Origin of the sequence: Pseudomonas sp. MWU12-3103b, from assembly GCF_023100615.1 — a bacterium.
Taxonomy (GTDB): Bacteria; Pseudomonadota; Gammaproteobacteria; order Pseudomonadales; family Pseudomonadaceae; genus Aquipseudomonas; species Aquipseudomonas putida_A.
In genome coordinates this window covers 1-25,119 of the sequence record NZ_JALMEY010000007.1, presented here as the reverse complement: position 1 = coordinate 25,119, position 25,119 = coordinate 1, and the positions used below count along the sequence as shown (strand labels likewise).

Sequence of the window (25,119 nt, the reverse complement as noted above, 5' to 3'; positions counted from 1 at the left end):
AATGGTCATCACCACTGCGCGCGATGCGAACCCAATTCAGTAGCCGGCAACGCCCACTGCAGCGGCGTCCCGCTGATCGTCACCGGTGCCAGCAAGCGGTGCGCCGGCCCCCACGGGGTCTGCTCCACCCGTGAGTCTTGATCCTGTTTAGCCTCGGCGCGCAACGCTTCGCTCGTCCCAGGCCCATGTTCGATCAACAGTTTGGCGGTGCGCGCCAGTGACAAGCGTGCAGAACCGCCGCGACCGCTGCGCAAACGTTCAGTGAGCAATGTGATCGCACTCGCCGCCATCAGATACCCGGTCGCGTGATCCAGCCCCTGCACTGGCAGCGGCGTCGGCTTGTCAGCCTGTTTCCAGCGCTGCCCGGCCTCGGCGATGCCGCTGCTCATTTGCACCAGGCTGTCGAAACCCCGCCGGTTGCGCCATGGGCCGCTCCAGCCGTAGGCATTGAGACTGACGTCGATCAGCCCCGGCGCCAGGTGTCGGCGGCGTTCGGCGCCGAAACCGAGGTGTTCCAGGGCATCGGCACGGTAGCCGTGCAGGAGAATGTCGGCGTCCTTCAACAGGATTTCGAACACCGCGCGATCGCTCGGTTGCTGCAGGTCCAGCCGCGCACAGCGTTTGCCAAGAGTCATGTCGGGAATGACACCCGGCTCGTTCCAGCTCGGCGGATCGATGCGCAGCACGTTGGCGCCGAGGCCCGCGAGAAAACGGCTGGCGGTGGGGCCGGCGAGCACGCGGGTCAAGTCGAGCACCTTGAGCCCGGCCAGCGGTTGCGCCACCGAGCCTTGCCACGGGTGGGTGATTTCATCCTGCGAATCGATGAAATGCACCAGCGGTTCGGCGTTCACCGCCTGGCCCTGCGGATGCTGTTGCCACTGCGCCCAACTGCGCATTTCCGCGGCGCAGCCCTTGGCCTCGACCACCGCCTGCTCCAGCTCGGTACTGCTCCATTGCGCGACTTTCGCCGCCATCGTGGCGCGATCGGCGCAGGTACCGAGCACGCTTTCAGCCGCAGCACGGTGATGTGGGGCGTTGGTGTGCAGGCGGATCCAGCCGTCCTTGGTTGCGTAGTCGCCGGCGACCGGATCCCACAGCGGCGGGACTTCCCAGCCGATCGGCCGCAACGAGGTGGCAAACCAGAACGACGCCAGACGTCGATCGACTTCCACGGCGGGCAAGTGCCCGGTCTGTTGCCGGAGCAGTTCGCTGACGGCCTGACCGGCAGCGCCGATGCTGGCGCAGGCCAGGTCGCTGACGGCGAACGCCGAGGGCAGGGCGCCACTGGCGGTGAACGGAATCGGCGTGTGGGGCAAGCCGAGTGCGGCTTGAATGGACGTGAGTAAATCAGTCATCGAAGGCCCTCCGGGAGAGAGGGCGATGATAGTGCAAAAAAATCTCGGCTTAGATGAAAACCCTCATCTCCTGAGTCAACACAAATCCCTGTGGGAGCGGGCTTGCTCGCGAATGCGGTGTATCAGCGCCATATAAAGTGACTGACACACCGTATTCGCGAGCAAGCCCGCTCCCACAAGGGGACTGTGGTGGATTTCAGACGCGGAACTGATCCATCAGCTTCATCTGCTGACTGGCCAGGGCATTGAGCTGGCTGCTGATCGCCGCCGATTCAGTGGCCTGTTCAGTCAGGGTTTCAGTCACGGTGCGAATCGCCGAGACGTTGCGGTTGACCTCTTCGGCCACGGCGCTCTGCTGTTCGGCGGCGCTGGCGATCTGCAGGTTCATGTCGCTGATCACCGTCACCGCATCGCTGATCTTGCCCAGTGCGTCCACGGCCTGACGGATCTGCCCGGCGTTGTTGTGCGCCTGGGTCTGGCTCGAATGCATGGTCGCGACCACGCCACGGGTGCCGGTCTGGATGCGTTCGATGACGATGCGGATTTCTTCCACCGAATCCTGAGTGCGCTTGGCGAGGTTGCGCACCTCGTCGGCCACCACCGCGAAACCACGACCGCTTTCCCCGGCGCGGGCCGCTTCGATGGCGGCGTTGAGCGCCAGCAGGTTGGTCTGTTCGGCGATGCTGCGGATGACTTCCAGCACCGAACCGATCTGCTCGCTGTTGACCGCCAGCGCTTCGACTTCGGTCACCGCTTTGCTGACTTCATCGGCCAGTTGATTGATGTCGCGGGTGCTGCGCTCGATGATCGACATGCCGTCCCTGGCCGACTGATCGGCGCCCTTGGCGGCGTTGGCCGCGTTCGACGCGCTGTTGGCGACGTCGTGGGCGGTGGCGCTCATTTCGTTGGACGCGGTGGCGACCTGATCGATTTCGCGGAACTGCACCTGCATGCCTTCGCTGGTCTGGCGGGCGATTTCCGAGGACTGATCGGCGGTGCCGCGCGCTTCGGTGATGCTCTGCTTGATCTGGGCGATGGTCGGTTGCAGCTTGTCGAGGAAGCGGTTGAACCAGTTCACCAGTTCGCCCAGTTCATCCTTCTTGCTGTAGTTCAGGCGCTGGGTCAGATCGCCTTCACCGCTGGCGATGTTCTTCAGCATCTCGGCGACGCTGTTGATCGGCCGGGTCACGCCCGAGGCGGTGAGCCAGATCAGCAGCAGACCGACCAGACCGGCCACCACAGCCACCAGCAACGCAGTGAGCACACCGGTTTCCTGCGCATCGTCGAGTACCGCTTGCAGCTTGACCGAGTCGGCCAGGAGCACCTGTTTCGGCAGGTCGATGACCACACCCCAGGCCCGCGAGTTGCCAATCGGATCGACCGGATACACCGCGCGAATCAGCTCGCCCTGTTCGAGAATCTTCGGCGTGCCGCTGCTGACCAGTTGCAGCAGATCCTTGCCATCGGCACCGAGGGTGTCGCCGATCTTTTTGCCGACCTTGGCGGCGTCCGAGCTGTCGGCAGCCAATACGCCGCTGCCGGAGACGATCAGCATGTGCCCGGCGTTTTTGAACAGGTTGCGCTGGGAATCCACCGCCGCCGCTTGCAGGGCATCGAGGGCGATGTCGACACCGACCACGCCGATGGCCTTGCCATCGACGATCAGCGGCACGGAAATGGTGGTCATCAACATTTCCTTGGTCCCTACGGTGTCGGCGTACGGGTCGAGCAGGCAGGTACGCTTGTTGTCGCGAGGGCAGGTGTACCAGCTGTTGTACGGCGTGCCGCTGACGCTGAGGGTGGTCTTGGTCATGTCTTCTTCGACCATGATCGTGTTCAGCGCCGAGCCGGCAGCGCGGCTCCAGTAAGTTGCAAAACGCCCGGCTTCGTTGGACTGACGCGCGGCATCATTGACGAACTCGCTGTCCTTGCCGTCGAGGCCGTTGGGTTCGAAGGCGAGCCAGATGCCGAGCACCTTGTCGTTGCGCTCGAACGCGGTTTTCAGGCTCTGGTTCAACTCTTCACGCAGGGCACCGGCGTCCAGCGAACGCTTGGCGGCCAGTGCGCGCATGTCCTTGATCTGATCGGCCAGCGCGGTGATCACCGTCAGGCTTTCGCCAAAGGTCTTCTGCACCCGCACTGCTTGTTCGGCCGCCTTGGCCTGCAACAGGTTCTGCACACTGGCGGTGAGCATCTTGCTGCTGGAGTCACTGACCAGATCGTCGTTCTGGTTGGTCTGGTAAATGTTCATGCCGACGATCAGCGCAACCACACCCAGCAGGCACAGGCCGGAGAGCAGGACGATTTTCAGGCGAATGGAGAGAGAGTCGAACATGGGGCGATCTCGTGAATGAATGAGCAGGTGGCCACGGGATGAACTACCCGGTTCGCCAAATCCATTCAGCGCCATGCATTGCTCATCGGCGCGCAGCGAAGGTGCATGAGGCGCTTGCCGACGAACGGTCAGCGCTAAACGTTTGCGCAGGGGATTGTGCTGAAAAGGCGATTATTTACAGGGAAGTTTCAGTCCCATGAACCCCGAGGCACTGCTTGTGATGAGGCTTTGTGGTGAGGGGATTTAGCGAAACGTCGCACCGCCCCGATGGACTGCGCAGCAGGCCCAAAACCTGACAACCAGTTTTAACTGAAACTCTGCGGATGCCTGATTTAGTGGCTGCTGCGCAGCCAATCGGGGATAAATCCCCTCACCACAAAAGCCACATCCACAAAGCATAGTGGGAGGTCAGGAAGAGGAGGGGAGCGCTTCCGGGCGTGACCAGATCCACAGATTGCCCAGACTCATCCCGGCAATCGCCAGGTACACCGGCCAGCCGTGATCGAGCATTACCAGCATCAACGTCGCGCACAGTAGCATGCTGATCGTGGCGCTGACCTTGGCTTTGCGCGCGATGATCTTGCCGTTGCGCCAGTTGCTCAGGATCGGCCCGAACAGCCGATGGTTTTCCAGCCAGGCGCTCAGGCGCGGCGAGCTGCGAGTCGCGGCCCAGGCGGCGAGCAGGATGAACTCGGTGGTCGGCAGGCCGGGCACGACGATGGCGATCAGGCCAATGCCGAGGCTGACGTAGGCCAACAGGCCGAACAGCAGACGGGCGAGTTTTGAGGTGGCGGGTTGCGGCATGGGCTCGGGGAGTACAGTGAGACGAATCGGGGATTCTACAGGCTCGCGCTGTTCCCATGTGGGAGCGGGCTTGCTCGCGAATGCGCTGTGTCAGTGACATATGAGGTGGCTGACACAGCGCTTTCGCGAGCAAGCCCGCTCCCACAGTAGGGATTTGTGTTGCGTCAGGCCGGTTCGGCTTCTGTGGCGTAAGCCTGTTCCAGCAGCACGGTGAAGCGGTTGAATGCGTCGATTGCGCCTTGCTCGACTTCGGCTTCCTCTTCGGCGGTGAACGGCAGGGAATCGAGGGTGCGCACGAAGCTTTTCCAGCCTTCGGCACGGCCGCCTTCCGGTTCACCCAGGTGACGGGCACCAAAGGTTTCGCTCAGCTCCAGCGCCACCGCACGTTTGATCAGGAACGCAGCGCCGAGCTTCGAACCTTCGGAGACGAAGATCCAGCCGAGGGCGCGAGCCTTGCTCGGGTTTTTCAGCGCACCGGCCACCGGTGCCGGGATGTCGGTGTCGAGATCCGCCAGGTCAGCCTTGGCCGCATCCGCGCGGCAACGGGCCGGCAGATCCGGGACGATGGCCGTCAGTTCGGCGTTGTTATACAGGTCGACCAGTTCCGACTGGAACAGGTACTGCGCGACCACGAAACGCGCGAAGTTGGCGCGGGTTTCGAACGGCGCGTGGGCCTTGACCAGGGCGTCGAGCTTGCTGTGCGGCTCGTGGGTGATCTGGTTCAGGCGTTGTGAACGCAGGGCTTTTTCCGAAGTGGTCATGGGGGTGTCCTTGATAAAAGAGGCGCTTGATAACGAGACGAACGGGCAGGTGCCAAACCGTAAAAAAAGCCCCGCGACGCGCTGATCAATGCGCGTCGCAGGGCCGTGCGGTTCAGATGTCCCAGACCAGATTGATCGCGAAGTTGCGGCCCGGCTGGGTCAGGCGATCGAGGTTGGCCGGTTGTGTCACCGAGGCTTCGCCGACGCTGTCGTAACCGCGCACGTCATCCCACAGCCAGTACTTTTTGTCGGTCAGGTTGTAAATGCCGCCGCTGACGGTGACGTCGTCGGTGACTTTGTAATAGCCGGCCAGATCGAGAATGCCGAAGCCCGGGGTCTTGAACTGGCTGCTGACGCCATCCGGCGACTTGAAGTTGCTGTCGTCGACGCGATCCTTTTTCTTCACCACGGTCCAGCTCAGCAGGCCGCCGTAATTGTCCTGGTCGTAACCCAGACCGAATACGCCAGTCAGCGGATTGACGCTGTTGAGTGGCTCGCCGTTGTCGTTGTTGCGACCGTAGGCATAGGCGATCGAGCCTTGGGTGTAGAGGCCCTGCGGCGCGCCGAACGCATCGAGGTTCAGACGACCTTTGACTTCGGCACCCTTGATGGTCGCGTGCTTGATGTTGCTCGACTGGAAGGTCAGCTCGTCGTAACCGGGAGTGACCGCGTCTTCGTTGATGAAATCGCGGTACTTGTTATAGAACACCGCCACGTCGAACGAGCCTTGTTCGAAGTTGCCGCGCAGACCGGTTTCATAGCTTTTGCTTTTCTCCGGTTCCAGGTTCGGGTTGGGCGCCACGTTGTAGCCGGTGGTGCTGTTTTCAAAGCGTCCGTACAGCGCTTTCGCGGTCGGCGTGCGGAAACCTTCGGCGTACTGGCCGTACCAGGTGTAATTGTCGGTCAGGGCGTAGGTCAGGCCGAATTTGGGCGAGACTTTGTGCCAGCTCTTGTTCGCGTCGCTGACCGTGCCGTTGCCGTCGGCGGCCACGGTGTTGAGGAATTCCTGGGTGATGTGCGGCTTGAGCTGGGTGTGGTCGTAGCGCAGGCCCGGCAGGAAGGTCCACTGGTTCCAGCTGATCTGATCCTGGGCGAACAGGCTGTAGGTGTTGATGGTCGGGTCCGGGAAGTCGCTGGATTTTTTCAGCACGTCCGCCGCGCTGGTGGCGCCGATGGCGGTGCAACCACGCCCGACTGCCAGGCACTTGCCGTCGCCGCTGCGCGAACCGGTGACTTTCTGCTGTTTGATCGTGGTGCCGTAGGTCAGCACGTGATCGGTGTCACCGATGGCGAAGGCCTTGTCCAGTTGCGCATCGAATACCCACTGTTTTTCCTCGTAGACCGTGTCGCGGGTGCGCAGCACTTTACGGGTCATCGGATAGTAGAACTCTTCGGTGCTCTGATCGGTTTTGGCGATCTGGTGATTGAGGCTCCACTTCACGTTATCGGCCAGCAGGCTGTCGAGGGCGAAGCTGTGCTCGAGGCCGAAACGCTCGCGGGTGATGGTGTCATTGCCGGTGCGCCACTGGTACATGCCGCCGGGCAGCATGCTGTTGGGGATGGTCGGCGCGCCGTTGAAGTACGGGCCGCCGTAGGCACTTTTCTGATCGGTGTCGCGATCGTCCTTGTACTTCTCGTAGGTCAGGCCCAGACGCGAATCGTCGTTGTAGTTCCAGCCGATCTTCGCCAGGACGTTGGTGGCCTTGACGTCTTCCGGGTTGGCAGCGGTGCGCGCCAGGCCAGTGCCGTTGTTGCTGCCGTAGGAATCGGTTTCGTGACCGTCGCGTTGGCTGAAGTGCAGCAAGCCGTCGAACTGCTCGGCACGCCCGGCGACGGTGGCGGATTTCAGCCAGCTCTCATCGGCGGAGCTGTAACCGGTTTTGAGGCGAGCGCCGACGTCTTTGCCGGGCTTGATGATGTCGTCCGGGTCGAGGGTGTAGTAGCTGACGGCGCCGCCGATGGCGTTGCTGCCGTACAGCACCGAGGCCGGACCCCGGAGGATTTCCACGCGTTTGACGATTTCCGGGTCGACGTAATTGCGCTGGGTCTTGGCGTACGGGCCATTGAAGAAACCGTCCGGCACTTCGACGCCGTCAACCTGCGTCAGGATGCGGTCGCCGTCGATGCCGCGGATGTTATAGCCGCTGATACCGCCACGCTGGCCGGCGCCGCCGACGGATACGCCCGGCTCGTAGCGCACCAGATCCTTGATGGTGTTGACGTTGTTGCGATCCAGATCCTGGCGGGTCTGCACAGTGACGGTGGCCGGAACGCTATTGACCGACTGTTCCTGGCGGGTGGCGCTGATGGTCACCTGATCCAGATTGAGTGCGCCGCTGGAGCTGCGCTTCTCCAGCACCACGTTGTTGTTGCTCAGCTTGCGGAAGCTCAGGTTGGTCCCCACCAACAGGCGCTCCAGGGCTTTTTCCGGCGGCAGCGAACCGCGCACACCCGGCGACGACACGCCTTGACCCAGTTCTGCCGGCAAGCCGACCTGCCAGCCGGTCACACTGGTGAAGGCATTGAGCGCCGACACCAGCGGTTGCTGGCCGATCGAGAACGAATAATCACCCATGTTGCGCGCCGGCTGTTCGCTGGCAGCCATCAGCGGTGCGGTGCCGGCCATGAGGATGGCGGCCGTCAGCAGCGACAATACGCGGGAAGGGGTAGCAGTCTGGCGGGTAAGGCGAGAGGACATCGATAGCGCTCCGTGTCGCACGAATCTTTATAGGTGCTGATCCGCCTCCGAAGATGCGAATCAATTGCATTGGCTATAACGAGACGAACGGGCTTTGGCTATCGAGTAAAAATAATTCTCATTTAGTTCAGGATCACCAGCGCGGGGAATTCCTGCAGGCGCGCCGAGGTGATGTGGGCGAGGGAACGCACCACGTCCAGCGGCTGGTCGAGGCGGTAGTTGCCGGTGACGTTGACGTCGGCCAACTGTTCGTTGGTGTTGATGATCCAGCCCGGGTAGTAGCGGCGCAGTTCGGCCAGCACCTTGTCGAGCGGACAGTTCTCGAAGATCAACCGGCCCTGAACCCAGGCCAGGTCGGTGGCAGTATCCAGTTTGGCCGGACGATCGAAACCGTTGGGGCCGATGCGAATGCTTTCGCCGGCGCTCAAACGCACTCGTGCATCGTTGTGCGTGGCGCGCAGATCGACATCGCCGCGTTGCACATTGACCTGCGCGACGCCGTCCAGATAGCGCACGGCGAACGCGGTGTCGCGCACGCTGGCCTGCACCGGGCCGGCATCGATTTGCAGCGGCTGGCCACGGTTGGCAGCCACTTCGAAAAACGCTTCGCCCTGATACAGCCGCGCCACGCGCTGCCGGTCATTGATGGTGCTGGAGAATGCCGAGTTGGTGTTGAGCAGCACCTTGGAGCCATCCTCCAGTTGCAGGCGCTGACGCTCGCCGATCACGGTCAGGTGATCGGCCTGCAGGCGCATCGGCAGATTGCTGAAACTGAACAGGCCCAGAATCAGCACCGCAGCGGTGGCCAACGGTTTCCAGTGCGGACGTAACCGCTTGAGGACGGTGACTTTCGCCGGTTTGGCCGCGAGGCTTTGCGCGCACTGGGCGACTTGCGGCCCGTCCCAGACTGCCTGCGCCTTGGCGAACGCCTCGGCATTCAACGGATCGGCCGCCAGCCATGCGTGAAATTGCCGGGTCTGCTCTTCGTCCGCACTGCCGAGCACGATGAGCCAGTCCAGAGCCTGGTCCATTGCACGGGCGGCGTCCTGCGCCGTTGCGGGCGAAGGCGGGCGGTGGGTGTCCGTCACGGTGTGTCCTCGGCAGTGTCTGTGCACGGCTGTTTTTTTAGTGAAGCGTAAAAGTCGGGCAAGGGTAGCAAAGCCCAATGATCAGTGCAGTCGATCCTGTGGATGACAGCAAACGCCTTTGGCCTCAGTCGCCATTCAAGCGCTCGGCAACACCGATGCAGATCGACATGATCAGCTTGAGTTCCTTCTGCACGGTGCTGAGGGACACATTCAATTCGTCGGCGATTTCCTGATAGCTGTGCCCGTGCAGGCGGCTGAGGATGAAAATCTGCTGCTGACGCGGGCTGAGTTGACTGAGGCTCACGTTCAGGCGCTCCAGCAATTGTTCGGCGTGGGCGGCGTCTTCGGCGCTGCTGGCGGGGGCGGCGACGCTGTGCACCACGTCCTGCGGCACGTCATCGACCATGGTCCGCGAATGGATCTTGCGCGCACGCAGGTGATCCAGCGCCAGATTGCGCGCGGTCTGGAACACGAAGGGTTCAAGGTGATCGATGGCGCGCTCGCTCAGCGCCCGCGTGACGCGCAGGTAGGTCTCCTGCAACAGGTCTTCGGCGGTGCTGTGGTTGTTGACCATCCGCTCGATCGTGCGCAGCAGGGACGTGCGCTGAGAGAGGAAGACATGATTGAAGCGCGATTGACTCACGGGGGAACCTGATCCATTTCGAGCGAATGATAATGCTTATCATCTAGTCGAGTGGTCAAGTGTTGATTTCAGATTGAAATCAAAAACCTGTGGGAGCGGGCTTGCTCGCGAATGTGGTGAGTCAGTCGATACATTAATTGCCTGACACGACGCCTTCGCGAGCAAGCCCGCTCCCACATGGGAGGAGGGGATTATTCGGCGTTGCAGAGCGCCAGGCAGTTATCCAGCATGCGGTTGGAGAAGCCCCACTCATTGTCGTACCAGGCCAGCACCTTCAGCAGTTTGCCGCTGGCTTTGGTGTGATTGGCGTCGAAGATCGACGACAACGGGTTGTGGTTGAAGTCGCTGGAAACCAGCGGCAACGTGTTGTAACCCAAAATTTTCGAGTGCTGGCTGGCCGCCTTCATCAGCGCGTTGACTTCCTCGGCCGTGGCTTCCTTCTTCAACTGCACCGTCAGGTCCACCAGCGACACATTGATCACCGGCACGCGCACGGCCATGCCGGTCAGTTTGCCCGCCAGTTCCGGCAGCACCAGGCCTACCGCTTCGGCGGCACCGGTCTTGCTCGGGATCATGTTCTGCGTGGCCGAACGCGCGCGGTACGGGTCGGTGTGGTAAACGTCGGTCAGGTTCTGGTCGTTGGTGTAGGCATGAATCGTGGTCATCAGGCCGCTTTCGATCCCCAGCTCGCGGTGCAGCACCTGCGCCACTGGCGCCAGGCAGTTGGTGGTGCACGAAGCGTTGGAGATGATCTGGTGCGACTGGCGCAGAATGTCGTGGTTCACACCATAAACCACCGTAGCGTCGGCGCCTTTGGCCGGGGCCGAGATGATGACTTTGCGCGCGCCGGCAGTAAGATGCGCAGCCGCTTTGGCGCGGTCGGTGAACAGACCGGTGCATTCGAACACCACATCAATCTTTTCCGCCGCCCATGGCAGCTCGGCCGGGTTGCGAATGGCGCTGACCGCAATGCGGTCGCCATTGACCGTCAGGCTCTCATTGTCATGGGCCACTTCGGCGTCGAATGTGCCGTGAACGGTGTCGTATTTGAGCAGATGGGCATTGATGGCGCTGTCGCCCAGATCGTTGATGGCGACGATCTGCAAATCCTGTCGATAGCCTTGGGTATACAGTGCGCGCAGGACATTACGGCCGATGCGGCCAAAACCATTGATTGCGATTCGAAGAGTCATTGAACAGCGCCGCCGTCGTTTTGTTGTTGGAATTACAAGATTATTCGCATAAAAATAGAAAACAAGCCTTTTTAGTGGCAATATTTTGTTTTATCTACAACGAGTGACCTGAATCAACTGGTCCGAATGGTCAAAAAAGCCGTCTGTCATTCCAACAACAACGGCGTTTGATCAGCATAGACAATCAGGTCGCCACATCCGTTAGCCTGGAGTTCTACACATGCATCCCCGCGTTCTTGAGGTCACCGAACGGCTTATCGCCCGCAGCCGCGCCACGCGTCAGGCTTACCTTGCACTGATTCGCGGTGCCGCTACCGACGGGCCGATGCGCGGCAAGCTGCAATGCGCCAACTTCGCCCACGGCGTGGCCGGGTGCGGCAGCGAAGACAAGCACAGCTTGCGGATGATGAACTCGGCGAACATCGCCATTGTTTCTTCGTATAACGACATGCTCTCGGCGCACCAGCCGTACGAAGTCTTTCCCCAGCAGATCAAAAACGCCTTGCGCGAAATCGGCTCGGTCGGCCAGTTCGCGGGCGGTACGCCGGCAATGTGCGACGGCGTGACCCAGGGCGAGCCAGGCATGGAGCTGAGCCTGCCGAGCCGCGAAGTGATCGCGATGTCCACGGCGGTGGCGCTGTCGCACAACATGTTCGACGGCGCGCTGATGCTCGGCATCTGCGACAAGATCGTGCCGGGGCTGATGATGGGTTCGCTGCGCTTCGGCCATCTGCCGACGATCTTCGTCCCGGGCGGGCCGATGGTCTCGGGAATTTCCAACAAGGAAAAAGCCGACGTGCGGCAGAAGTACGCCGAAGGCAAGGCGACCCGCGAAGAGCTGCTGGAATCGGAGATGAAGTCCTACCATAGCCCGGGCACCTGCACCTTCTACGGCACCGCCAACACCAACCAGTTGCTGATGGAAGTCATGGGTCTGCACTTGCCGGGCGCGTCGTTCGTCAACCCGAACACCCCGCTGCGTGATGCCCTGACCCGCGAAGCCGCGCATCAGGTCACACGCCTGACCAAGCAGAACGGCAACTTCATGCCGATCGGCGAAATCGTCGACGAGAAGGCGCTGGTCAACTCGATCGTCGCGCTGCACGCCACCGGCGGCTCGACCAACCACACCCTGCACATGCCGGCGATCGCCATGGCTGCGGGCATTCAATTGACCTGGCAGGACATGGCCGACCTCTCCGAAGTCGTGCCGACCCTGAGCCACGTCTACCCGAACGGTAAAGCCGACATCAACCACTTCCAGGCCGCTGGCGGTATGTCGTTCCTGATCCGTGAGCTGCTTGAAGCGGGCCTGCTGCACGAAGACGTCAACACCGTGCTTGGCCACGGTCTGAGCCGCTACACCAAAGAGCCGTTCCTCGATAACGGTGAGCTGGTGTGGCGCGAAGGGCCGATCGAAAGCCTCGACGAAAACATCCTGCGCCCGGTTGCCCGTGCATTCTCCGCCGAGGGCGGTCTGCGGGTGATGGAAGGCAACCTCGGTCGCGGGGTGATGAAGGTTTCCGCTGTGGCGCTGGAAAACCAGATCGTCGAAGCGCCAGCCATGGTGTTCCAGGATCAGCAGGATCTGGCCGATGCGTTCAAGGCCGGTTTGCTGGAGAAGGATTTTGTCGCGGTGATGCGCTTCCAGGGCCCGCGCTCCAATGGCATGCCCGAGCTGCACAAGATGACGCCGTTCCTCGGCGTGCTGCAGGATCGTGGCTTCAAAGTCGCGCTGGTCACCGACGGGCGCATGTCCGGAGCGTCGGGGAAAATCCCGGCGGCGATTCACGTCAGCCCCGAAGCTTATGTCGGTGGTGCTTTGGCGCGGGTGCAAGAGGGCGATATCATCCGCGTCGATGGCGTCAAAGGCACTTTGGAACTCAAGGTCGACGCCGCCGAATTTGCAGCGCGCGAACCTGCCAAAGGCCTGTTGGGCAACAACATCGGCAGCGGTCGCGAACTGTTTGGCTTCATGCGTTTGGCCTTCAGCTCGGCGGAGCAGGGCGCCAGCGCCTTCACTTCTGCCCTGGAGACGCTTAATTGAAACTGGCTTTGGTCGGTGATATCGGAGGCACCAACGCGCGGTTCGCGTTGTGGAAAAACCAGCAACTGGAATCGGTTCAGGTGCTGGCGACAGCCGACCACGCCAGCCCGGAACAGGCGATCAGCCTGTACCTGAGCGGCCTCGGTCTGGCGCCGGGTTCGATCGGTTCGGTGTGCCTGTCGGTGGCGGGGCCGGTGAGTGGTGATGAATTCAAATTCACCAACAACCACTGGCGCCTGAGCCGCACGGCGTTCTGCAAAACCTTGCAGGTCGAGCAACTGCTGCTGATCAACGATTTCTCGGCGATGGCGCTGGGCATGACCCGTTTGCAGCCCGGCGAATTCCGCGTGGTCTGCGAAGGCACGCCGGAGCCTTTGCGCCCGGCGGTGGTGATCGGCCCGGGCACTGGCCTGGGCGTCGGCACCTTGCTCGATCTGGGCGAAGGCCGGTTTGCCGCATTGCCGGGGGAGGGCGGTCACGTCGATCTGCCGCTGAGCAGCCCGCGTGAAACCCAGCTCTGGCAGCACATCCACAACGAGATTGGCCACGTCAGCGCCGAGACTGCGTTGAGCGGCGGCGGCTTGCCTCGTGTGTACCGGGCGATCTGTGCGGTGGACGGACATGAACCAAAGCTTGATACGCCGGAAGCGATTACTGCGGCCGGTCTGGCTGGCGATCCGATCGCGCTGGAAGTGCTGGAGCAGTTCTGCTGCTGGCTCGGCCGCGTGGCCGGCAACAACGTGCTGACCACCGGTGGGCGTGGCGGCGTGTACATCGTTGGCGGGGTGATTCCGCGCTTTGCCGATTTCTTCGTCGAAAGCGGTTTTGCCCGCAGCTTCGCCGACAAGGGCTGCATGAGCGATTACTTCAAGGGCATTCCGGTGTGGCTGGTGACGGCGCCGTATTCCGGGCTGGTGGGGGCCGGTGTCGCACTGGAACAAGCAATCCCGACCTGAAATGCAATCCAATTGTGGGAGCGAGCCTTTGTGGCGAGGGGATTCATCCCCGATGGCCTGCGAAGCAGGCCCGGTTTTTCCAGGGTCGCTGCGCAACCCATCGGGGATAAATCCCCTCACCACAGGTTTGTTCCCACAGTGGTTCTGTGGTGTTTGCAAGTTCGATGCTTAAGGCATAATCCGCCCCAATTCCAACAACAAGGATGCCTTCGAAGTGAGCTCAGTCAACAAGTCGATATTGTTGGTCGATGACGACCAGGAAATACGCGAGTTGCTGGAAACCTACCTGACCCGCGCCGGGTTTCAGGTGCGGGCCACGGCCGACGGCGCCAGTTTCCGCCAGGCCCTCAACGAGGCGCCCAGCGATCTGGTGATCCTCGATGTGATGCTGCCCGACGAAGACGGTTTCAGCCTGTGCCGCTGGGTGCGCCAGCATCCGCGTCAGGCGCAGGTGCCGATCATCATGCTCACCGCCAGTTCCGACGAAGCCGACCGCGTGATCGGGCTGGAGCTCGGCGCTGATGACTACCTCGGCAAACCCTTCAGCCCTCGTGAACTGCAAGCGCGAATCAAGGCTTTGCTGCGTCGCGCGCAGTTCGGTCAGGAACGCAGCGGCAGCGACGTGCTGGCCTTCGACGAGTGGCGGCTGGACATGGTCAGTCATCGACTGTTCCATACCGACGGCGAAGAAGTGATTCTCTCCGGCGCCGACTTCGCTCTGCTGAAGCTGTTTCTCGATCATCCGCAGGAAATTCTCGACCGCGACACCATCGGCAACGCCACCCGGGGCCGTGACCTGATGCCGCTCGACCGGATTGTCGACATGGCCGTCAGCCGCTTGCGCCAACGTCTGCGCGACACGGAAAAACCGCCACGACTGATCCGCACCGTGCGCGGCAGCGGCTACCAACTGGCAGCCAATGTGGTTGCCGGCAATGCTCACTGAGTCGCTGCGCCGCCTCGCCAGCAAGGTGCCGGTGCCGCGTTCGCTGCTCGGGCGGATGCTGCTGCTGACCCTGTTGGCGGTGCTGTTTGCGCAGACTTTGTCGAGCGTGATCTGGGTCTCGCAACTGCGCGCCACCCAGCTCGAAGGCCTGGTCACCAGCGCCCGCAGCCTGGCCCATTCGATGACCGCCAGCGTCAGTTATTTTCGCTCGTTGCCAGTGGCGTATCGACCGCTGGTGCTCGACCAGTTGCGCAGCATGGGCGGCACCCGGTTCGTGGTGACGCTCAACGACAAACCGCTGGGTATGGACGTGTTGCCGATCACCCCGCGCAAGGCTGCGGTGATTCAGGCGGTGGACGAAGTGTTGCGTCAGTCGCTGGGCCACGATACCGATATCTCGGTGACCTTCGTCAGCCCCGAGGATCTGCGGATCTTCAATGCCGGGCTTAAACTCGATGAGCTGCCGCGCTCGTGGGCGCATTACGCGCTGACCCTCGAACCGGTGAATCCGCCGGTGCTGGTCACGCAGATTCAGATGGCGCCGGGCGAATGGCTGTACATCGCCTCGCTGTTGCCCGAACCCTACACCAGTCTTGAAGAGCAAGGCCTGCCGGCGCAGCAGGTGTGGTTCATCGTCCTCACCAGCGGCTTCTTGCTGTTGTTCATCGGCCTGCTGGTGCACTGGCAGAGCCGGCCGCTCAAGCGTCTGGCGCGGGCGGCGCGGGATCTGTCGCTGGGCGCCGATGTCGAGCCGGTGGCCGAGGGCGGCGGCAGCGAAGTGGTGGAAGTGGGCCGTGCATTCAACACCATGCGCGAACGCATCAGCCGTTACCTGACCGAACGCAGCCAGTTGTTCAGCGCGATTTCCCATGACCTGCGCACACCGATCACCCGTCTGCGCTTGCGCGTCGAACTGCTCGAAGACGAGAAGCTACAAGCCAAGTTCGGTCGCGATCTGGATGAGTTGGAGTTGCTGGTCAAAGGCGCGCTGCAATGCGTGAAAGACACCGACATCCACGAGAACATCGAGCCGGTGGACTTGAACCACGTACTCGACTGCCTGGTGGAGCCGTATCTGGCGCCCAACGGCAATGGCCGCGTGACCCAGCAAGGCAAGGCGCTGGCGGCGTATCCGGGCAAGCCTCTGGCGTTGAAACGCTGCATCGGCAACCTGATCGACAATGCGCTGAAGTACGGGCAGAACGCGCATCTGCACATCGACGACGATGAGCGCGCGTTTGTCCTGCACGTCGACGATGAAGGCCCGGGGGTTCCGGAGCAGCGGCTGGAGCAGGTGTTCGAGCCGCACTTTCGCTTGGCCGGGCAGCAGCAGGGTTATGGTCTCGGTTTGGGCATTGCGCGCAACATTGCTCACAGCCATGGCGGTGAGGTGACGTTGCAGAATTTGCGTGAGGGCGGGTTGCGCGTGACCCTGCAGTTGCCGCGTTCGGCGGATTAGATCAAAAGAGCCCCTCACCCTAGCCCTCTCCCGGAGGGAGAGGGGACTGACCGAGTTGTCTTGCGTCATACATCGACCTGAAACACCGTGTCGATTATGGATTCGCTGAAAAACTTTCAGGTCGGCGTAACTCTTCAATACCCCTCGGTCGGCCCCCTCTACCTCTGGGAGAGGGCTGGGGTGAGGGGTTGCTCTTTGTCACAGCCTGGTGACAAACCCCGCCCCCTTCGTTACAAGCCCACCCCGACTCGTTGTTTAGACTCCCCGCAGTCATAACAACAAAAAAGGGCCACTCATGGACACCTTTCACCCAGACTTCAGCAGTTGGCTGAATGCCCCTGCCCACCAGCAATGGCTCGCCGACGAGGGCCTGCGCCTGCTGGCGTTCGCCAAAGCGGCAAAACTGCCCGAAGGTTTCGGCAACCTCGACGAGCGCGGCCGTTTGCCGGCGCACGCGCAAGCCGAAACCATGAACACTGCACGCATGACCCACAGTTTCGCCATGGCTCACATTCAGGGTCTGCCGGGGTTCGCGGAGCTGGTCGATCACGGCATTGCGGCGCTGCGCGGACCATTGCGTGATGCGCTGCACGGCGGCTGGTTTGCGGTCGCCGAACATCGCGATGGCAACACCGGCAAGAACGCCTATCTGCATGCCTTTGTCGCACTCGCGGCCAGCTCGGCGGTGGTCGCGCAGCGTCCCGGCGCCCAGGCGCTGCTGGATGATGCGATCGACATCATCGACACGTATTTCTGGAGCGAAGAAGAGGGCGCCATGCGCGAATTCTTCAATCGCGACTGGCGCGAAGAAGAGGCCTATCGCGGCGCCAACAGCAACATGCACGCCACCGAAGCGTTCCTCGCGCTGGCCGATGTCACTGAAGATCCGCGCTGGCTGGTACGTGCGCAGCGCATCGTCGAGCGGGTGATCCACGGTCACGCCGCCACCAACGGCTACATGGTCATCGAGCATTTCGACCGCGACTGGCAACCGCTGCGCGAGTACAACCACGACAATCCCGCTGACGGCTTCCGCCCTTACGGCACCACCCCGGGCCACGGTTTCGAGTGGGCGCGGCTGCTGCTGCACCTCGAAGCGGCGCGGGTCCAGGCCGGGATGCTTACGCCGGGCTGGCTGGCGACCGATGCGCAAAAACTCTTCGAACAGAACTGCCGCAACGGCTGGGACGTCGATGGCGCGCCGGGGATCGTTTACACCCTCGACTGGGGCAACAAAGCCGTGGTGCGTCATCGCTTGCACTGGACCCATGCTGAAGCCAGCGCGGCTGCCAGCGCCTTGCTCAAACGCACCGGTGATGCGCAATACGAAACCTGGTACCGGCTGTTCTGGGAATTCTGTGAAGGCCATTTCATCGATCGCTGCGACGGCAGCTGGCATCACGAACTCGATCCGCAAAACCGTCCGAGCGCCGATATCTGGCCGGGCAAACCCGATCTGTATCATGCCTGGCAGGCGGTATTGATCCCTCGTCTACCCTTGTCACCGAGTATGGCGACAGCTCTGGCGCAAATATCCCGGCCTGTTCCTGTGTAACCATGTGGTGACATTTGCGCGTCCCTTCGTTACCTGCGAAGGGAATCGCCCTGTTTAAACTCCTGTGCAGCGCAAGCACCAGACTTGCATGCATAACAACAAGAAAGGTACATCTCAGATGAATGCGATTTCTCGCCTCGCTACTGTCATTTCTGTCGCCTCCCTGTTCCCGCTCGCAATTCTGCCTCTCAGTGTTTCCGCTGCCGAATCCAAAGGTTCGGTCGAAGTCGTGCACTGGTGGACGTCCGGTGGCGAAAAAGCCGCTGTCGATGTGCTCAAGGCGCAAGTTGAAAAAGACGGTTTCACCTGGAAAGACGGCGCTGTCGCCGGCGGTGGCGGTGCCACGGCCATGACCGTGCTGAAAAGCCGCGCCGTTGCCGGTAACCCGCCGGGTGTCGCCCAGATCAAGGGCCCGGACATCCAGGAGTGGGCTTCCACCGGTCTGCTCGACACCGACGTCCTGAAGGACGTGGCCAAAGAAGAGAAGTGGGACAGCCTGCTCGACAAGAAAGTCTCCGATACCGTGAAGTACGACGGTGATTACGTGGCCGTACCGGTGAACATTCACCGGGTGAACTGGCTGTGGATCAACCCGGAAGTCTTCAAAAAGGCCGGCATCACCAAGAACCCGACCACCCTCGAAGAATTCTACGCCGCCGGCGACAAGCTCAAGGCTGCGGGCTTCATCCCGCTCGCCCACGGCGGTCAGCCTTGGCAGGACAGCACTGTGTTCGAAGCCGTGGTGCTCTCGGTCATGGGCGTTGATGGCTACAAAAAAGCCCTGGTCGATCTGGACAACAAAGCGCTGACTGGCCCGGAAATGGTCAAGGCGCTGACCGAGCTGAAGAAAGTCGCGACCTACATGGACCAGGACGGTAAAGGCCAGGACTGGAACCTGGAAGCGGCCAAGGTCATCAACGGCAAGGCCGGCATGCAGATCATGGGTGACTGGGCCAAGTCCGAATGGACCGCCGCCAAGAAAGTCGCCGGCAAGGATTACGAGTGCGTAGCCTTCCCGGGCACCGACAAGGCGTTCACCTACAACATCGACTCCCTGGCGGTGTTCAAGCAGAAAGACAAAGGCACTGCGGCCGGTCAGCAGGACATCGCCAAAGTCGTGCTGGGTGAAAACTTCCAGAAAGTCTTCAGCATCAACAAAGGCTCGATCCCGGTACGTAACGACATGTTGAACAACATGGACAAGCTCGGTTTCGACTCCTGCGCGCAGACCGCTGCCAAGGACTTCCTGGCAGACGCCAAGTCCGGTGGCCTGCAGCCGAGCATGGCGCACAACATGGCCACCACGCTGGCGGTGCAGGGCGCGTTCTTTGATGTCGTGACCAACTACATCAACGACCCGAAAGCCGACCCGGCCGATGCGGCCAGGAAACTGGGTGCGGCGGTTCAGTCGGCCAAATAACCCTCAGTAGCGTAGGTCCCTCTTTGTGGGAGCGGGCTTTGTGGTGAGGGGATTTATCCCCGATGGGTCGCGCAGCGGCCCCAGAAAGTTGCAGCGGTGGAGTACCAGAAAGACCGCGTGCAAAGGTTTTGCGACTGCTTCGCAGCCGATCGGGGATAAATCCCCTCGCCACAGAGCTCGCTCCCACAAGGGATCTCACTGTAGTTTTTATTCCCTGTACTGGATTTCCCCATGAGTTCTGTTGCTGTGTTCAGCAAAGCCTCGCCGTTCGATGCACTGCAGCGCTGGCTACCGAAACTGGTGCTGGCGCCGAGCATGTTCATCGTGCTGGTGGGCTTCTATGGCTACATCCTGTGGACGTTCGTGCTGTCGTTCACCACCTCGACGTTCCTGCCCAACTACAAGTGGGCCGGCCTGGCGCAATACGCGCGGCTGTTCGACAACGATCGCTGGTGGGTGGCGAGCAAGAACCTCGCGGTGTTCGGTGGCATGTTCATCGGCATCACCCTGGTGATCGGTGTGCTGCTGGCAGTGTTCCTCGACCAGCGCATCCGTCGCGAAGGCTTTATCCGCACCATTTACCTGTACCCGATGGCGCTCTCGATGATCGTCACCGGTACCGCGTGGAAATGGCTGCTCAACCCGGGCATGGGCCTGGACAAATTGTTGCGTGACTGGGGCTGGGAAGGCTTCCGTCTGGACTGGCTGATCGACCCGGATCGCGTGGTCTACTGCCTGGTGATCGCCGCCGTGTGGCAAGCCTCGGGCTTCATCATGGCGATGTTCCTCGCCGGCCTGCGTGGGGTCGATCAGTCGATCATCCGTGCCGCGCAGATTGATGGCGCGAGCATGCCGACCATCTACTGGAAAGTCGTACTGCCAAGCCTGCGTCCGGTGTTCTTCAGTGCGGTGATGATCCTCGCCCACATCGCGATCAAGAGCTTCGACCTGGTCGCGGCGATGACGGCGGGTGGCCCGGGTTATTCCTCCGACCTGCCGGCGATGTTCATGTACTCCTTCACCTTCAGTCGCGGCCAGATGGGCATGGGCTCGGCCAGTGCGATTCTGATGCTCGGTGCGATTCTCGCGATCATCGTGCCTTACCTGTACTCCGAGCTGAGGACCAAGCGTAATGACTAGTCTCGCTGCCAAACCCGCTTTCAGCCTGAGTCGCGTCGCGATCTACGCGGTGCTGATCCTCGCGGTCCTGCTGTACCTGATTCCGCTGGTGGTGATGCTGCTGACCAGTTTCAAGACCCCGGAAGACATCAGCACCGGCAACCTGCTGAGCTGGCCGACCGTGGTCAGCGGCATCGGCTGGGTCAAGGCCTGGGCCACGGTGGACGGCTACTTCTGGAACTCGATCAAGATCACCGTGCCGGCCGTTGTCATCTCCACCGCCATCGGCGCGTTGAATGGCTACGTGCTGTCGTTCTGGCGCTTCCGCGGTTCGCAGCTGTTCTTCGGTCTGCTGCTGTTCGGCTGCTTCCTGCCGTTCCAGACCGTGCTGCTGCCGGCCTCGTTCACCCTCGGCAAGATGGGCCTGGCGAGCACCACCACCGGCCTCGTCTTCGTCCACGTGGTCTACGGTCTGGCGTTTACCACGCTGTTTTTCCGTAACTACTACGTGAGCATTCCCGATGCGCTGATCAAGGCTGCACGGCTGGATGGCGCGGGTTTCTTCACGATCTTCCGGCAGATCATTCTGCCGATGTCGACCCCGATCATCATGGTTTGCCTGATCTGGCAGTTCACCCAGATCTGGAACGACTTCCTGTTCGGTGTGGTGTTCTCCAGCGGTGATTCGCAACCGATCACGGTGGCGCTGAACAACCTGGTCAACACCAGCACCGGCGCCAAGGAATACAACGTTGATATGGCAGCGGCGATGATCGCCGGCCTGCCGACCCTGCTGGTCTATGTGGTCGCAGGCAAGTATTTCGTGCGCGGGCTGACGGCCGGCGCAGTCAAGGGGTAATCATGGCAACGCTCGAACTTCGCAACGTCAACAAGACCTACGGTGCCGGCCTGCCGGACACCCTGAAGAACATCGAACTGTCGATCAAGGACGGTGAGTTCCTGATCCTGGTCGGCCCGTCGGGCTGCGGCAAATCGACCCTGATGAACTGCATCGCCGGCCTCGAGACCATCACCGGTGGCGCGATCATGATCGGCGATCAGGACGTCAGCGGCATGAGCCCGAAGGATCGTGACATCGCCATGGTGTTCCAGTCCTACGCGCTGTACCCGACCATGAGCGTGCGCGAGAACATCGAGTTCGGTCTGAAGATCCGCAAGATGAGCCAGTCGGCGATCGACGAAGAAGTCGCGCGCGTGGCCAAGCTGCTGCAGATCGAACACCTGCTCAACCGCAAGCCGGGTCAGCTCTCCGGTGGTCAGCAACAGCGTGTGGCGATGGGCCGTGCGTTGGCGCGTCGGCCGAAGATCTATCTGTTCGACGAACCGCTGTCCAACCTCGACGCCAAGCTGCGCGTCGAGATGCGTACCGAAATGAAACTGATGCACCAGCGCCTGAAAACCACCACGGTCTACGTGACCCACGACCAGATCGAAGCGATGACCCTGGGCGACAAAGTGGCGGTGATGAAGGACGGGATCATTCAGCAGTTCGGCACGCCGAAAGAGATCTACAACGATCCGGCCAACCTGTTTGTCGCAAGCTTCATCGGTTCGCCGCCGATGAACTTCATTCCGCTGCGTCTGCAACGCAAGGACGGTCGTCTGCTGGCGCTGCTCGACAGCGGCCAGGCCCGTTGCGAGTTGCCGATGAGCATGCAGGATGCCGGGCTGGAAGATCGCGAAGTGATCCTCGGCCTGCGCCCGGAACAGATTGTTCTGGCGAACGGCGAGGGCAATGGTCTGCCGAGCATCAAGGCCGAAGTGCAGGTCACCGAACCGACCGGTCCGGACACCTTGGTGTTCGTCAACCTGAATGAGACCAAGGTCTGCTGCCGCCTGGCGCCGGACGTGGCACCGCAGGTGGGCGAGACCCTGACCCTGCAATTCGATCCGTCGAAAGTGTTGTTGTTCGATGCCAAGACTGGCGAGCGTCTGGGCGTTGCGGGCCAAGCGCAGACCGAAGCGCGGTCGGCGAACGTCGCGCAATTCAAGGGTCGCTGAAGATCAAAAATGTGGGAGCGGGCTTGCTCGCGAAAACGGAGTGTCAGGCAGCACACATGGCGACTGACATGACGCCTTCGTGAGCAAGCCCGCTCCCACAGGGGAAAAGTGGTGTTCGGCCTGTCGTTCGCCGCACTTTTTATGTAAACCGCGTTGGAAAAAAACAGTTAATAACAATAAAGACGAGGATGTAGGGATGAAAAAGAAACACGTCAATGCCCGGTTGATCTGCCAAGTGTCAGCTGCGGCGGCATTGGTGCTGGCCGGTAACGCCATGGCGGCGGATGCCTTCAGCTCCGACTCGAAATGGATGACCGGTGACTGGGGTGGCGAGCGGACCAAGCTGATCGAGCAAGGTATCGACATCAAGGCTGACTACGTTGGGGAAATGGGCGCCAACCTGCATGGCGGCTACAACGACGACAAGACCGGTCGCTACAGCGATCAGTTCGGTCTGGGCGTGGCGCTGGACCTGCAAAAACTCTGGGGCTGGGACAACACTCAGGCCAAGATCCAGCTGACCAACCGTAACGGGCAAAACATCTCCAACGACCGCGTTGGCGATCCGCGTGCCGGCACTCTGTCTTCCTCGCAGGAAGTTTACGGTCGTGGCCACATGGTACGTCTGACGCAGTTGTGGATTCAGCACCAGTTCTTCGACAACAAGCTGGACGTCAAGGCCGGTTACTTCGGTGAAGGCGAAGACTTCAACACCTTCCCGTGCGACTTCCAGAACCTGGCGTTCTGCGGCTCGCAAGTGGGTAACTGGGCGACCAACATCTGGTACAACTGGCCCGTCAGCCAGGCCGCGATCCGTGTGAAGTACAACATCAACGACGAGCTCTACGCGCAGATCGGTGCTTACAACCAGAACCCGTCGCAATTGGAACACGGCAACGGCTTCAAGCTCAGCGGCAGCGGCACCAAAGGCACCGTTCTGCCAGTCGAACTGGTCTGGTCGCCGAAGGTCAACAGCCTGCCGGGCGAATACCGCGTCGGTTACTACAAGAGCACGGCTGACGCCAATGACGTCCGTGAAGACGTCAACGGCTTCGACGCTGCAACCACTGGCGACGCGTACAAGACCCACAGCAGCAAACACGGCTACTGGTTCGTCGCGCAGCAGCAACTCACCAGCCACAACGGTGATGCTACTCGCGGTCTGAACATCGCCGCCAACGCGACCTTCCACGACAAGGACACCAACTTCATCGACAACTACCAGTCGGTGATGTTTGTCTACAAAGGCCCGTTCGACGCGCGTCCTAAAGATGACGTGGGTATCGGTGCGGCGCGTATTCATGTCAACGATGACGTGAAGAAAAACGCCGAGTTCCTGAATGCGTCCAACGGTGTTTCGGACTACGACAATCCGGTGTTCTCGCCGATTCGTGAAACCGAATACAACTACGAGATCAACTACGGCTTCCACGTCACCAACTGGCTGACGGTGCGTCCTAACCTGCAGTACATCACTCACCCGGGTGGTGTGGATGAAGTGGACAACGCATTGGTCGCCGGTCTGAAAATTCAGTCTACGTTCTAACGCTGTTGCGATAAGCTCCTCTCTATGTGCGCATATTTGCGGACAGCCAAGGCTGTCCGCTTTTTTTTGCGATAGACGTCCGATGTTATACCTGTGGCGAGGGGATTTATCCCCGATGGGGCGCGAAGCGGCCCTGAACCCATTGCATACGATATGTCAGTGGGAAAACGGTTGCAGGTTTGGGTTTGCTTCGCAACCCATCGGGGATAAATCCCCTCGCCACAGTGTTCACTCTCACTGGGCACAAAGGTAATTGAGTACCCCCATGATTTTCAGGACCGTGGCCAATGCATGAGCATCCGCTGCAACGCTTCTTCAAATCCCTGCGCGAACGACCGGTGTTTGCCTGGGAGCGCTATCAGATGCGCGATGTGCTGGTGATCGACCATCCGCTGTGTCAGGCGGTATTCAGTCGCCAGGGCGCGCAGTTGCTGCACTTTCAGCCGCGCGGGCAGAAACCGTGGTTGTGGTGTGCGGCGAAGTGGCCGCACGTTGGCGCCATTCGTGGTGGCGTGCCGGTGTGCTGGCCGTGGTATGGCCGCCATCCGAGCGAAAATGCTTGGCCATCCCATGGCTGGGCACGACTGCTCGACTGGAAGTTGCTCGACAGCAGCAGCGCCGAAGATGGCGTGCGACTGCACTGGCAATTGCAGTTGTGCGACTGGCAGGTCGACCTGCACGCGCACCTCGGTGAACGCATGGAATTACGCCTGAGCACCGAGCATCAGGACGACATGCCGTGCCAATTGAGCCAGGCTTTGCACGCTTACTGGCGTATTGGTGATGTCGGTGAGATAGCGCTGTCTGGGCTCGAAGGTGCGCAGGGTTATGACCAACTGAGCCGCCAGTCCTGTCAGCAGGAAGGCGAGTTGCGCGTCGATGGCGGTTGTCAGCGAGTGTTCCAGCACGACGGCGAATTACAGCTCAAGGATCACGCCTGGCAGCGCGAGTTGTGCATCGATACCGGTGACAGTGGCGATACCGTGGTCTGGCATCCTGGCTCGCGCCCCCTGTTGGGCGTGAGCTGGGATGAAGTGACGGAGTTTGTCTGTGTCGAAGCGGCGGCGGGCGGTACCGACAGCCTGCATCTGGCGCCGGGGGAGAAGGCGCATTTGAGTTTGCAGGCGTGGGCGGCGGCTTGAGTGCGTCAAGTTCACCGCTACCCTCACCCT

The 25,119-nt window shown here is 61.3% G+C and carries 19 protein-coding genes; 11 read left to right on the top strand and 8 right to left on the bottom strand.

Going from position 1 to position 25,119, the window contains the following annotated elements; genetic code table 11:
• Window positions 1-8: 8 nt before the first annotated feature.
• From M0808_RS12915 to gap, 8 genes are all read right to left on the bottom strand, one after another.
• Complete coding sequence (locus M0808_RS12915; RefSeq protein WP_247841351.1) at window positions 9-1,355, bottom strand: CoA transferase; 1,347 nt, start codon at window positions 1,353-1,355, stop codon at window positions 9-11.
• Between the two features lie 196 nt (window positions 1,356-1,551).
• A complete protein-coding gene (locus tag M0808_RS12910) occupies window positions 1,552-3,690 on the bottom strand; it encodes a methyl-accepting chemotaxis protein (RefSeq protein WP_247841350.1) in 2,139 nt (712 codons plus the stop codon).
• A 408-nt stretch (window positions 3,691-4,098) separates the two neighbouring features.
• Window positions 4,099-4,494, bottom strand: a complete 396-nt coding sequence (locus tag M0808_RS12905) for a YbaN family protein (RefSeq protein WP_097085930.1) — start codon at window positions 4,492-4,494, stop codon at window positions 4,099-4,101.
• A 164-nt stretch (window positions 4,495-4,658) separates the two neighbouring features.
• On the bottom strand, window positions 4,659-5,255 hold the full coding sequence (locus M0808_RS12900; protein WP_135296414.1) for a biliverdin-producing heme oxygenase: 597 nt from the start codon (window positions 5,253-5,255) through the stop codon (window positions 4,659-4,661).
• Between the two features lie 112 nt (window positions 5,256-5,367).
• Window positions 5,368-7,953, bottom strand: coding sequence for a TonB-dependent receptor (locus tag M0808_RS12895; RefSeq protein WP_247841349.1), 2,586 nt, complete (start codon window positions 7,951-7,953; stop codon window positions 5,368-5,370).
• A gap of 122 nt (window positions 7,954-8,075) precedes the next feature.
• Window positions 8,076-9,041 (bottom strand): FecR domain-containing protein, encoded by a 966-nt coding sequence (locus tag M0808_RS12890; protein WP_247841348.1) that lies wholly within the window; start codon window positions 9,039-9,041, stop codon window positions 8,076-8,078.
• Window positions 9,042-9,165: 124 nt separating this feature from the next.
• Window positions 9,166-9,684, bottom strand: coding sequence for a sigma-70 family RNA polymerase sigma factor (locus M0808_RS12885; protein ID WP_027612557.1), 519 nt, complete (start codon window positions 9,682-9,684; stop codon window positions 9,166-9,168).
• Between the two features lie 191 nt (window positions 9,685-9,875).
• Complete coding sequence (gap, locus tag M0808_RS12880; RefSeq protein ID WP_098965249.1) at window positions 9,876-10,877, bottom strand: type I glyceraldehyde-3-phosphate dehydrogenase; 1,002 nt, start codon at window positions 10,875-10,877, stop codon at window positions 9,876-9,878.
• Window positions 10,878-11,097: 220 nt separating this feature from the next.
• Between gap and edd the strand changes: the two genes are divergently transcribed.
• The 11 genes from edd to M0808_RS12825 all read left to right on the top strand — a co-directional run bounded on the left by edd (window position 11,098) and on the right by M0808_RS12825 (window position 25,089).
• Window positions 11,098-12,924, top strand: coding sequence for a phosphogluconate dehydratase (gene edd / locus M0808_RS12875; RefSeq protein WP_047599558.1), 1,827 nt, complete (start codon window positions 11,098-11,100; stop codon window positions 12,922-12,924).
• Window positions 12,921-13,880, top strand: a complete 960-nt coding sequence (locus M0808_RS12870; RefSeq protein ID WP_247841346.1) for a glucokinase — start codon at window positions 12,921-12,923, stop codon at window positions 13,878-13,880. The genes edd and M0808_RS12870 overlap by 4 nt, the downstream gene beginning before the upstream one ends.
• Before the next feature lie 214 nt (window positions 13,881-14,094).
• On the top strand, window positions 14,095-14,826 hold the full coding sequence (locus M0808_RS12865; RefSeq protein WP_007917879.1) for a response regulator transcription factor: 732 nt from the start codon (window positions 14,095-14,097) through the stop codon (window positions 14,824-14,826).
• Window positions 14,816-16,285 carry an ATP-binding protein gene (locus M0808_RS12860; RefSeq protein WP_134787168.1) on the top strand — a complete coding sequence of 490 codons (1,470 nt, stop codon included), beginning with the start codon at window positions 14,816-14,818 and terminating at the stop codon, window positions 16,283-16,285. The genes M0808_RS12865 and M0808_RS12860 overlap by 11 nt, the downstream gene beginning before the upstream one ends.
• A gap of 295 nt (window positions 16,286-16,580) precedes the next feature.
• Window positions 16,581-17,840: an AGE family epimerase/isomerase gene (locus M0808_RS12855; RefSeq protein WP_247841344.1), complete on the top strand. Its 1,260-nt coding sequence runs from the start codon at window positions 16,581-16,583 to the stop codon at window positions 17,838-17,840.
• A gap of 118 nt (window positions 17,841-17,958) precedes the next feature.
• Window positions 17,959-19,260, top strand: a complete 1,302-nt coding sequence (locus M0808_RS12850; protein ID WP_123588691.1) for an ABC transporter substrate-binding protein — start codon at window positions 17,959-17,961, stop codon at window positions 19,258-19,260.
• Window positions 19,261-19,491: 231 nt separating this feature from the next.
• The gene (locus M0808_RS12845; RefSeq protein WP_007917874.1) at window positions 19,492-20,400 is read left to right on the top strand and encodes a sugar ABC transporter permease; all 909 of its coding nucleotides are present in this window, start codon (window positions 19,492-19,494) and stop codon (window positions 20,398-20,400) included.
• A complete protein-coding gene (locus M0808_RS12840; protein ID WP_007969317.1) occupies window positions 20,393-21,238 on the top strand; it encodes a carbohydrate ABC transporter permease in 846 nt (281 codons plus the stop codon). The genes M0808_RS12845 and M0808_RS12840 overlap by 8 nt, the downstream gene beginning before the upstream one ends.
• Window positions 21,239-21,240: 2 nt before the next feature.
• Window positions 21,241-22,401, top strand: a complete 1,161-nt coding sequence (gene ugpC / locus M0808_RS12835) for a sn-glycerol-3-phosphate ABC transporter ATP-binding protein UgpC (protein WP_027612564.1) — start codon at window positions 21,241-21,243, stop codon at window positions 22,399-22,401.
• Window positions 22,402-22,597: 196 nt separating this feature from the next.
• Complete coding sequence (locus tag M0808_RS12830) at window positions 22,598-23,947, top strand: carbohydrate porin (protein ID WP_096795066.1); 1,350 nt, start codon at window positions 22,598-22,600, stop codon at window positions 23,945-23,947.
• 287 nt (window positions 23,948-24,234) lie between these two features.
• Window positions 24,235-25,089, top strand: a complete 855-nt coding sequence (locus M0808_RS12825; protein WP_007969321.1) for a D-hexose-6-phosphate mutarotase — start codon at window positions 24,235-24,237, stop codon at window positions 25,087-25,089.
• Window positions 25,090-25,119: the final 30 nt, after the last annotated feature.